The sequence below is a fragment of the Pseudoalteromonas sp. BZA4 genome, from assembly GCF_040104395.1.
Classification (GTDB): domain Bacteria; phylum Pseudomonadota; class Gammaproteobacteria; order Enterobacterales; family Alteromonadaceae; genus Pseudoalteromonas.
In genome coordinates, this window is record NZ_JBECOT010000029.1 from 42,519 (window position 1) to 52,648 (window position 10,130).

At 41.0% G+C, this 10,130-nt stretch carries 11 protein-coding genes; 7 read left to right on the forward strand and 4 right to left on the reverse strand.

The window, feature by feature from the left end; all coding sequences use genetic code 11:
• Position 1 precedes the first annotated feature (1 nt).
• The 5 genes from ABMY41_RS12985 to ABMY41_RS13005 are packed head-to-tail and all read left to right on the forward strand — an operon-like array spanning position 2 to position 4,988.
• The gene (locus ABMY41_RS12985; RefSeq protein WP_289097198.1) at positions 2-1,957 is read left to right on the forward strand and encodes a heme lyase CcmF/NrfE family subunit; all 1,956 of its coding nucleotides are present in this window, start codon (positions 2-4) and stop codon (positions 1,955-1,957) included.
• Positions 1,954-2,523: a DsbE family thiol:disulfide interchange protein gene (locus ABMY41_RS12990; protein WP_349274948.1), complete on the forward strand. Its 570-nt coding sequence runs from the start codon at positions 1,954-1,956 to the stop codon at positions 2,521-2,523. Before ABMY41_RS12985 ends, ABMY41_RS12990 begins: the two co-directional genes overlap by 4 nt.
• Positions 2,523-2,984, forward strand: a complete 462-nt coding sequence (locus ABMY41_RS12995) for a cytochrome c-type biogenesis protein (RefSeq protein WP_289097195.1) — start codon at positions 2,523-2,525, stop codon at positions 2,982-2,984. The genes ABMY41_RS12990 and ABMY41_RS12995 overlap by 1 nt, the downstream gene beginning before the upstream one ends.
• On the forward strand, positions 2,985-4,247 hold the full coding sequence (ccmI, locus tag ABMY41_RS13000; RefSeq protein ID WP_349274950.1) for a c-type cytochrome biogenesis protein CcmI: 1,263 nt from the start codon (positions 2,985-2,987) through the stop codon (positions 4,245-4,247). It begins immediately after the preceding gene.
• Positions 4,248-4,256: 9 nt separating this feature from the next.
• Positions 4,257-4,988, forward strand: a complete 732-nt coding sequence (locus ABMY41_RS13005) for a VacJ family lipoprotein (RefSeq protein ID WP_054562156.1) — start codon at positions 4,257-4,259, stop codon at positions 4,986-4,988.
• 59 nt (positions 4,989-5,047) lie between these two features.
• On the opposite strand, the gene ABMY41_RS13010 is transcribed toward ABMY41_RS13005, so the two are convergent.
• On the reverse strand, positions 5,048-6,271 hold the full coding sequence (locus ABMY41_RS13010) for an HDOD domain-containing protein (RefSeq protein ID WP_217874698.1): 1,224 nt from the start codon (positions 6,269-6,271) through the stop codon (positions 5,048-5,050).
• 371 nt (positions 6,272-6,642) lie between these two features.
• Here ABMY41_RS13010 and putP point away from each other — a divergent pair, with 371 nt between their 5' ends.
• Positions 6,643-8,154 carry a sodium/proline symporter PutP gene (gene putP / locus ABMY41_RS13015; protein ID WP_054562154.1) on the forward strand — a complete coding sequence of 504 codons (1,512 nt, stop codon included), beginning with the start codon at positions 6,643-6,645 and terminating at the stop codon, positions 8,152-8,154.
• 61 nt (positions 8,155-8,215) lie between these two features.
• On the opposite strand, the gene ABMY41_RS13020 is transcribed toward putP, so the two are convergent.
• On the reverse strand, positions 8,216-8,518 hold the full coding sequence (locus ABMY41_RS13020; RefSeq protein WP_349274953.1) for a YebG family protein: 303 nt from the start codon (positions 8,516-8,518) through the stop codon (positions 8,216-8,218).
• A 246-nt stretch (positions 8,519-8,764) separates the two neighbouring features.
• Here ABMY41_RS13020 and ABMY41_RS13025 point away from each other — a divergent pair, with 246 nt between their 5' ends.
• Entirely contained in the window at positions 8,765-9,058 is a 294-nt protein-coding gene (locus tag ABMY41_RS13025; protein WP_349274955.1) for a helix-hairpin-helix domain-containing protein, read from the forward strand.
• Positions 9,059-9,086: 28 nt separating this feature from the next.
• Here ABMY41_RS13025 and ABMY41_RS13030 read toward each other — a convergent pair whose 3' ends face one another.
• Both ABMY41_RS13030 and dsbB read right to left on the reverse strand, forming a co-directional pair.
• Entirely contained in the window at positions 9,087-9,389 is a 303-nt protein-coding gene (locus tag ABMY41_RS13030; protein ID WP_055197970.1) for a DUF6170 family protein, read from the reverse strand.
• A complete protein-coding gene (dsbB, locus tag ABMY41_RS13035) occupies positions 9,389-9,907 on the reverse strand; it encodes a disulfide bond formation protein DsbB (RefSeq protein WP_217874696.1) in 519 nt (172 codons plus the stop codon). Before dsbB ends, ABMY41_RS13030 begins: the two co-directional genes overlap by 1 nt.
• Between the last annotated feature and the right edge of the window lie 223 nt (positions 9,908-10,130).

The following is a 10,130-nucleotide window of genomic DNA, read 5'->3' on the forward strand; positions in this document are numbered from 1 at the left end:
TATGATCCCAGAACTCGGTTATTTTTCTTTAACACTGGCCATGGTGCTCAGTGTTCTATTGTGTATTTTTCCTTTGTGGGGCGCGCATACCGGCAATTTACGTTTAATGCGTGCCGCCCCATCACTGGCAATTGGACAATTCGTATTTGTACTTTTGTCTTTTGCTGCACTTGTTTATGCCAGTTTAACCGACGACTTTACTGTTTCGTATGTTGCTTATCACTCAAGTAGCACTTTACCTTGGTACTACAAGATAACCTCGACATGGGGTGGTCATGAAGGGGCAATTTTACTCTGGTTAGTAATGCAAGCGGGTTGGACCGCTGTAGTTGCTATGCGTTCGCAATCATTACCTTGGGTATTACGTGCTCGTGTACTGGGTGTACTAGGCTTTTTAGGTGTTGGCTTTATGTTATACACCTTATTAATGTCGAGCCCATTTGAGCGCTTATTGCCTTATTTCCCTGTTGAAGGTCGCGATTTAAACCCGTTATTGCAAGACCCAGGTATGATCATTCACCCGCCATTGCTTTATATGGGCTATGTGGGTTTATCTGTGTCGTTCTCATTTGCTATTGCAGCGTTACTTACAGGTAAGCTTGATAATACTTGGGCTAAGTGGTCTCGTCCTTGGACTATGACAGCATGGGGCTTTTTGACACTCGGTATTACCATTGGTAGTTGGTGGGCATACTCAGAACTTGGCTGGGGTGGCTGGTGGTTCTGGGATCCAGTTGAAAACGCATCATTAATGCCATGGCTTGTGGCAACAGCATTGCTGCACTCATTATCAACCACCGAAAAGCGTGGTGTATTTAAGTCGTGGACCGTATTGTTGGCTATTGCAGCATTCTCGTTAAGCTTACTGGGTACCTTTATTGTTCGCTCGGGTATCATTGTATCTGTGCATGCTTTTGCCTCAGATCCTAACCGCGGTATGTTTATTTTAGCTTTCTTAGCCATTGTAGTTGGTGGTGGTTTATCGCTTTATGCATTACGCGTCTCACAGGTGAAAAGTGAAGGCCGTTACAAGTTTGCCTCACGTGAAGTTGCGCTTTGGCTTAATAATATTTTCTTAGTTGTGGCAACGCTGATTGTATTGCTAGGTACATTACTGCCAATGATCCACAAAGAACTTGGCTTAGGTAGCATTTCGATTGGTGAGCCGTTCTTCAATAAGATGTTTGCTATTTTACTGGTACCGTTTGCCATTTTAATGGGTATGGGTCCGCTGTTACGCTGGAAACAAAACAAGTGGTCGATGTTGCAAAACAAGTTTGCACTATCGGCTGTAGTTAGTCTCGTGGCTACGGCAGCGTGGTTATATTCAAGTTACGATGTAATTGCGCCTATTACCTTTATTGCAACTGCGCTAGCGGTATGGATTGTTGTTACTACAGTGGTTGATTTAGCGGCAAAAGTAACTATTCACAAAACCTTAGGCGAAGGCTTTAAACGTTTAGGGCTAAGCTATTGGGCAATGGTTTTAGGCCACGTTGGTTTAGCGTTCGTGATTGCAGGTGTAACGTTAACCTCTGCTTATTCAGTAGAGCGTGATGTATCAATGAAGCCGGGTGACACTGTAGCGTTAAATGAATACCAGTATCGTTTTGATGGTGTTAAGTCTATTCGCGGTGCTAACTATAGCGGCCATGCTGGGGTTGTCACTGTGCTGAAAAACGATAAACAAGTAACCGTTTTACATGCTGAAAAACGCCGTTATGACATTGGTATGCAGTTTATGACTGAAGCAGCTGTTGATGCAGGCTTCACACGTGACTTATATCTAGCGCTTGGTGAGCAATTAAGCCAAGGTACGTGGTCGTTACGTATTTACCATAAGCCTTATGTTCGTTGGATGTGGCTCGGTGGTATCTTGATTTCACTGGCAGGCTTTTTAGTACTTGGTGATAAACGCTATCGCCAAAAATCGACTAAGCAGGAGGCTTCAGCATGAACCGTAAACTATTCGCACTAGCACCTTTACTGGTTTTCGTTTTACTGTGTGTTTTTTTATATCAAGGTTTGTTTGCTAACCCGCGTGAGCTGCAAACAGGGCGTATTGGGCAGGCTATGCCAGCTTTTAATCTGCCAGATTTGATGGATGAGTCAAAGCGTTGGACAGATAGTGATTTAAAAGGTGAAGTTTACTTACTAAATGTGTGGGGCACATGGTGCCCGACCTGTTTAGCTGAGTTAGGCTATTTAACCGAGCTTAGAGAGCAGGGCGTTAAGATTGTTGGCTTATACTACGAGCAAGGCTACGACCCTGACTTTGATGGCCAGTTTGATATTAACGCACTACGCGAAGATGTCACTAGCATGCTTAATCGTGCTGGCGACCCATATCAATTTAATATCTTAGATTTAAAACGCACATTAGCCCTTGATTTAGGTGTGTCTGGCGCACCAGAGACTTTTTTAGTCGATAAACAAGGCACTATTTTGCTGCACCATACCGGCGATATTAATCCGCGTGTGTGGCGAGCCAAATTCGCACCGTTAATGCAGGAGCTACAGTAATGAGACTCGTGATTTTTTTAGCAAGTTTGCTTATCACGTTTAGCGTATTTGCAGAGCAAGACAAGTATCAATTTGATGATAAAGAGCAGGCCGTACGCTTTAGTGAGCTTACCAAAGAGCTGCGTTGCCCTAAATGTCAAAACCAAAACATTGCCGATTCAGACGCTGTTGTAGCCAAAGACTTACGTGACAAAGTATTAGCGCTGGTAAAAGACGGCAAAAGCAAAGATGAAGTCATCGATTATATGATTGACCGTTACGGTTACTTCGTACATTACGATCCACCAGTAACACCAGCAACCTTAGTGTTATGGGTATTGCCAGTATTAATTGTGGTACTTGGCTTTGGCTTTATTGTTTTACGCCAACGTAAGGCATCAGTAAAACAAACATGGACAGAGCAAGACGAAGCGTTACTTGCAAAGTTAATTGAACAAAATCAACGTCAGGAGCAAAGCTAGATGGCATTAATGTGGGCTTCTTTTGTTTTACTCACACTGATTGCATTGCTATTTGTTGTCGTTCCGTTTTTTAAACGCGAACGTATTCAACGCCTTGATCACAATGCAAACTCGGAGTTAATCCGAATTTATCATCAACGTTTAGACGAGCTTAAAGCTGACTTAGATAACCAGCGTATTGATGCACAAATGCACGATGAGTCAGTTATCGAACAAAAGCGTCGTTTACTCAATGAATTGTCTCCAGAAAAAGCGCTAAATAGTAAAGGTAACAACCGTATTTTTGCGCTTACTGGCGCTGGCTTTTTAATTGTTTTAACGGCTATCTTTTACGGCTACACGGGTAGTCAGCAGCAAATTAAAGGCTGGCATGACGCGATGGCAAACCTTAAGTCGTATGGTGAGCGTGCCGTGATGCAAGATGGTGAGCCGTTAACACCGAATGAGCTGCAAGCATTTGCTTTAGCATTGCGTACCAAGCTTGATCAAAGTGGTGATGATGAAGTGGCGTGGATGCTGCTAGGTCGTGTTGCTATGTCATTAAATGAATTTGATATGGCAATGCAGTCATTTGATAAGGTTCTTAAAATGAACCCAGATAACAAGCAAGTGCTGATCAGCTACTCGCAAGTCCTGCTAATGGAAGGCAGTGATGCGAATATGTCTCGTGCCGCGACTATGTTATCGAGAGTGTTAAAAGCAGAGCCGACCAATATTGATGCTATCTCATTGCTAGCCCTAATTGCTTATGAGCGTAAAGATTGGCTGCAAGCAAAAACGGCGTTTGAAGTACTGCTTGCAAGTATGCAGCAAAACGACCCGCGTTATAGCATGATTGCAGAGCGAATTGCTGAAATTGATGCCCATTTAAATAATGAGCAGCAAGTTACAAATACAAAACTCGCAGAAGCTTCAAACAGTGAAATTAGCATCACGGTTGATTTAGACTCTGCACTTGCAGATTCGCAGCCACAAAACGGCACGTTATTTGTTTTTGCAAAAGCAGCCAGTGGTCCACAAATGCCATTAGCTGTGGTAAAAATGACCGAATATAGCTTTCCGCTAACCGTGACATTAAGTGATACCAATGCCATGGTTGAAGGCTTGAATCTATCAAGTGTCGATAAAATTATTTTAACTGCGCGTTTATCAAAAGATGCAACTGTGGTAACTTCTAGCGGCGAGTTGGAAGGCAAGTCGGATGTTTTAGAGCGTGCAAACGTAAAAGAATATTCGTTGCTAATTAATGAGTTAATACCTTAAGGATAGCCGATGTTTAGGCACAGTATATTTTTTATCTTTTTTGTAGTGCTTGCAGGATGTGCACAAATACCTGAAGAAAAAGCGGATGAGCGAGACCCATTACAGTCGTTCAACCGTCCTATGTATGATTTTAATATGGACGTGCTTGATGCTTATATTCTTCGCCCAGCAGCCGTTGGCTACGTTACAGTGACCCCAACACCAGTAAGACGCAGCATTGTTAATTTTACCGATAACATCACTGCACCAACGGATATGGTCAATGCTGGCCTGCAAGGTAAACCTGGCAATATGGGTATTAGCTTGGCGCGCTTTTTAGTGAACTCTACGGTTGGTCTACTCGGTTTTTTTGATGTCGCTTCATCGCTGGGTTTAGAAATTGTCGATGAGGACTTTGGCCAAACTCTAGGTGTATGGGGTGTAGGTGATGGCGCTTATTTGATGATCCCGGGTATGGGACCAAGTACAGCACGAAACCTAACTGGTGATGTGGTAGATAACTTTGTCTTACCTGAAATCACGTTAACGACACCACAGACAATATTAGTCTTCGCGCTGAAAGCGGTTGAGGCCCGTGCTTCATTAATGCCACAAGAGAGCCTATTAAATGAGTCGTTAGACCCATATATTTTCGTGAAGGATATTTACTTCCAGCGTCAATTATATGAGCTACATGATGGTAATCCGCCAGTTGAAAAAGAAACGGATGATTTTGACGAAGACTTTTTAGAGAATCTTTAAGTCATAAAAATGCCAGCAATTGCTGGCATTTTTAATATCAATTGAGGGGTTGGTATTTATTAGTCGCCAAACACACTCATCTGCTCATTAGACCAACTTAGAGCATCGTGATAAGCATCAGGTACTTCTTCAGGTTTGAGCCCTAACTGTTGCTGAATCTCTTTTGCGTTGTCCCAATCTGCCTGTTCATAGAACTTAACAAGTGATAAGTAAGTTGCCAGCAAACCTTCACCATGAAGAAGGGCACCTTTTATTTCATTCGTTAATGGCAGTTTGCCCATTACGCTTGGCATATCTTCATCCAATATAGCATCCATTAATGACATCATGCCTGTTAAGAATGCCATCCCGGTATCACGTAATTTACCATGACTGATTGCTAGTAATTCAGCAAAACGGGCGCGGGTTAGTGATAAACGTATTAACTCAGCAGGTTTATCTGCGGCAACTTGCGCAGCAAATAAAAGTGATAAGAAACGTTTGATTTCTTCACTACCTAAAACAATAAGTGCTTGTTTAATCGTGCTTATTTCGGCGCGGCGTTTAAAAGCAGCTGAATTCGAGTAGCGAAGCAGTTTGTAAGATAAGTTAACATCACGCTCGAATACCTCAGTGATTTTTTTGAGGTTTAAATCCATGCTTGACGTTTCATACAATAGCTCGGCAAGGGCCATCTCTGAGGGCGGTAAGGTTTTGCTTTGAACCATCTCAGGTTTTGAAAAGAAGAAGCCTTGAAAGTAACTAAAGCCCATTTCTAGAGCAAGTTGGTATTTCTCGTAAGTTTCGACTTTTTCGGCAAGCAACTTGATGTGCGGGTGAGGTTTTATTGCCTCAATAACTGCTTCAATTGACTCTTTGTCTGTGGTTAAAAAATCAATTTTGATCATATCGATAAACGGATAAAAATGGCGCCACACAGGTTGATGTATGTAATCATCAAGGGCTAGAGTATAGCCACGCTCTTTTAAATCTTTAACCAGTGCAAGTAAACGCTTGCCAGGTTGAATAGTTTCAAGAATTTCGACAACGACTTGCTCTTTGCCCAATAACAGAGGGTAACCTTTTTGGAGCGTCTCTAAAGTGAAATTAATGTAAGCTGGTTTGTTATCCGTTAAATCTTCTAAACCAAAATTAAACTGACTACCTTCAATGAGCCGTGATGTTGCTTCATCGCCATCAATGTCTGGAAACACGTTATCTACGCCATCCCTAAATAGGAGTTCGTAGCCGACAAGTTTCTTTTCCTTATCTAAAATAGGTTGGCGTGCAGCGTAAAAATACATAGTCCTGGCATGTCCACTTCGGTTAATTCATTTATCCATCAGCAATATATGTCATTGTGCCTGAAATAGCATTAATTAAATGCGAATTATTGAGGATAAATACTGATTTTATTTTTACCTTAAGACTAGGATAATTTGTAATTGAATTCTATAACTTGCGATTAAATATCATATTTTTGTTATAAAAAGGTTGAAATTGTAAACTCTGTCACTGAACGGCTTGATTGGAGTTGTGGGGCAGAAGCATGTTATAGTCATGGATGATATCGGTTTTTACCCCAATAATGTCTTAAAATTAAATAACTTGCGAGTCATTATTCGGATTAAAAGCCAACATTAAACAACTTTTGGAGGCTAATTTGGAAACAGGAATGATAATTTCGTTAGCAATGTACTTCATCGTCATGCTGGGGATTGGGCTGTATGCTTATAAGCAATCTACCGACGATGTATCAGGCTATATGCTAGGTGGTCGTAATTTATCACCAAGTGTTGCTGCGCTTTCAGCTGGCGCATCAGACATGAGTGGTTGGCTGCTAATGGGTCTACCGGGTGCAATGTATTTGTTTGGTTTAAGCAAGGTTTGGATTGCCATAGGTCTAGTACTCGGTGCTTGGGCTAACTACTTCTTAGTCGCGCCTCGTTTACGTGTTTACACAGAAAAGGCGAATGACTCAATCACCATTCCAGATTACTTCGCGAACCGCTTTGATGATAATAAGAATATTCTGCGTGTTATCTCTGCGATTGTAATCATTGTTTTCTTCACCTTGTATACCTCATCAGGTGTTGTTGCAGGCGGCAAGTTGTTCGAAAACTCATTTAATATGAGCTACGAAATGGGTCTGTACATCACAACAGGTGTTGTCGTGTTATATACCTTGTTTGGTGGCTTCTTAGCAGTGAGCCTGACTGACTTTGTACAAGGCTGTATCATGTTTATCTCGTTGCTGGCTGTGCCAATTGCAACGTTTACCATGCTTGATCAGCCAGTTATGGATACACTTGCAAATGCACGCTATGACTTATTATTAAGCTCACCAAAAGAATCAGAAATTCATGCACTTAATATGATGGATTGGTTTGCAGGTGGTTCAACGATAGCGATTATTTCTGCCATGGCATGGGGCCTTGGTTATTTTGGACAACCACACATTATTGTGCGTTTCATGTCTGTGCGCTCTGTGAAAGATATGCCGACTATGCGTCGTGTGGGTATGTCGTGGATGACGCTTTCAGCTATTGGTGCTGTGCTAACAGGTCTATTTGGTGCTGCTTATATGCTTGAAAACCAAATGCCAATTGATGATAAAGAAACGATTTTCTTAGTGTTGTCTGAGCTAATCTTCCATCCTTTAATTGCCGGCTTCTTATTGGCAGCTATTTTAGCGGCGATTATGAGTACCATCTCATCGCAGTTATTAGTGTGTTCAAGCTCACTAACCGAAGATTTTTATAAGATTTACTTAAACCGTAGTGCATCTCAAAAAGAGCTGGTTTTAGTAGGTCGTATTAGTGTTATTTTGGTTGCTCTATTTGCTATTTACCTAGCCTATGACCGCGATAGCTCTATCTTAGATTTAGTGAGTAATGCATGGGCTGGTTTTGGTGCTGCATTTGGTCCACTCGTATTACTGAGCCTTTACTGGAAGCGTATGAACTTACAAGGCGCTATTAGTGGTATGGTTGTTGGTGCTGCAACAGTGCTGTTTTGGATTTACGCGCCAATTACAATTGATGGCCAAGCATTAAGTGCAATCATTTATGAGATTGTCCCAGGCTTTATTTTATCAACAATTGCTATTGTTGTTGTTAGCCTTACAACTGCTGAGCCGAAAAAAGAAATTACAGACTTATTTGATGAAGTTGAGTCGTCACTGTAGTTTTTGATTAAACACAAAAAGGGCAACATCTGTTGCCCTTTTTTATGATCTAAATTTGCGTTTAGCTTGCCGCTTTTTCTTTTATATCAGCAACGTTGTCGTCTGACTTTGCTTTTTTAGGCTTAGCTGGCGAGTCTTTAGCACCTTTAAGTACCGCCATAAATTGGTCTTTTTCTTTTGCCATTTCAAGCGCCAGTGACTCAATTTGTTGCTCGCTTAATGGTACATCAACTTTTTCAAGCATTAGTTCTAATGACTCAGCAATGTCGAGCATTTTGTCATACGCATCAGCTTCTTTCTTAGTAGTAAACGTCATGCGCTCGACTCCGTTTCTTTCTACAACATATTTAACAACAACAGCCATGATTTCTCCTGCATTTAAGCGTGGCATTTGCAGCGCAATACCGCTACTTTGATTACTGTTTTTATATACAGTAATGCTTCGAGGCTTACTTTGCAAGTAACTTGAGAAAAATTTTATTTAACAAATTTGACAATAGTAGGGACATTAGCTTTATTTAAATTGTTACCCAAAGTTAAACACAAGCGATGGAGTGAGTGTTGGGTAATAGCTAACTACCTGTCCAAGATGGACATCATGGAGGAAATTATGAAATTACTATCAAGTATTTTACTTGCCACAAGTATTGCGTTACTACCTGCTACATCGGCATTCGCCGTTAAACCAACAGAAGCAACACAAGTTAAAATGCAAAAGCTCAGTATAAACAAAGCCAGCATAGAGCAACTTACTCAATTACCGGGTATTGGGGAGTCAAAAGCTAAAGCAATTGTTGAGCACCGCAAAAAACAGGGACCGTTTAAGTCGGTAGAGCAATTAAAAGAAGTAAAAGGAATAGGCGATAAGCTATTTGCTAAACTTGAGGGGAAAATTACATTATAAACAGCAGGCTATACACCTAAACAGGGCGTTATTCGCCCTGTTTAAATTCATCGATAGCTTTGTCTAAATGCGCTAATGCGAACATGTTTTCGATAGGTGTTGTAATAAGTGGGTAACTTAAGCCTGCTAACAACAACCAAGGAATAAGCATCCAACCTTCAAAGTAGGCTAAGCCTAAAAATAATGGCGCTAAAAAAGCAAGCTTACAAACCGATAAAATGATCTTTTTGCTTGGACTTAAATGAGCCAAAGCAAGAGCAATTATTTGCTGACGTTGCCTTACTTTAAAGCTTTTTAAAGCAGGGATTTGGCTAGTAAAAAAATAAATCATTATAGCGACTTTTCGCTCACTAATCGGCTAACTAAAACAGCCACAAATACCACTGAAAATGCTGCAAAAATCACTTCCATCCATGCTGGCATACTCATAGAAGCAAACTGCCAATCGATATTTCCGCAATCACCTGTGGCGGCAAAGAAGCTAGGGATCCATTCATGCAAAGGCATAAAACTTGGGAAGTTAGGTTCAAATGCACAACTAAATGCAAAAGGGTCAGTATTGTTTTGCATTGCAATGTGTTCTTTGGCAATAAAGTAACCCCAAATTGCAGAGACACCCCAAGTGGCAAATGCGACTAAGCGAATAACCATATTTTGTGGGTTAATTGCACCAATAACTCCCGCTGCAAGTAAGCCTAAAACAGCGGTTCGTTGATAAATACACATGATGCATGGCTCAAGGCCCATGTTGTATTGAAAAAATAACGCAGTGATTTCAAATGCGAGGGAAATAACGGCTAATAATAACCAAGGTGTTCTTTTAGTTGCTAATTCTGCTAACCAATTCATGAAAGTTCCAATTTCAAATTGTTTTCAAGATTATGCTTAGACAGGGCATTGGGTGCAAGTATCTAAGATGAAATTATACGAAAAATGAGCCAACCAGCTAATGCTGATCAGTTAAGAAGTTGATCAGTTGACCGATCAGAATGATCATGCACAATCCGTAGTTAGGCAACTAACTACGGATTTTTTTGTGAATATAGAACAAGCTCTTCATTCTGCTTTCGAA

Bases quoted from the DNA above. Each gene is read 5' to 3' on its own strand.
- ABMY41_RS13010 (WP_217874698.1), bottom strand. From the start codon at position 6,271: ATGTATTTTTACGCTGCACGCCAACCTATTTTAGATAAGGAAAAGAAA.
- ABMY41_RS13020 (WP_349274953.1), bottom strand. From the start codon at position 8,518: ATGGCTGTTGTTGTTAAATATGTTGTAGAAAGAAACGGAGTCGAGCGC.
- ABMY41_RS12990 (WP_349274948.1), top strand. From the start codon at position 1,954: ATGAACCGTAAACTATTCGCACTAGCACCTTTACTGGTTTTCGTTTTA.
- ABMY41_RS13005 (WP_054562156.1), top strand. From the start codon at position 4,257: ATGTTTAGGCACAGTATATTTTTTATCTTTTTTGTAGTGCTTGCAGGA.
- putP (WP_054562154.1), top strand. From the start codon at position 6,643: ATGATAATTTCGTTAGCAATGTACTTCATCGTCATGCTGGGGATTGGG.
- ABMY41_RS13030 (WP_055197970.1), bottom strand. From the start codon at position 9,389: ATGATTTATTTTTTTACTAGCCAAATCCCTGCTTTAAAAAGCTTTAAA.
- ABMY41_RS13025 (WP_349274955.1), top strand. From the start codon at position 8,765: ATGAAATTACTATCAAGTATTTTACTTGCCACAAGTATTGCGTTACTA.
- ccmI (WP_349274950.1), top strand. From the start codon at position 2,985: ATGGCATTAATGTGGGCTTCTTTTGTTTTACTCACACTGATTGCATTG.
- ABMY41_RS12985 (WP_289097198.1), top strand. From the start codon at position 2: ATGATCCCAGAACTCGGTTATTTTTCTTTAACACTGGCCATGGTGCTC.
- ABMY41_RS12995 (WP_289097195.1), top strand. From the start codon at position 2,523: ATGAGACTCGTGATTTTTTTAGCAAGTTTGCTTATCACGTTTAGCGTA.
- dsbB (WP_217874696.1), bottom strand. From the start codon at position 9,907: ATGAATTGGTTAGCAGAATTAGCAACTAAAAGAACACCTTGGTTATTA.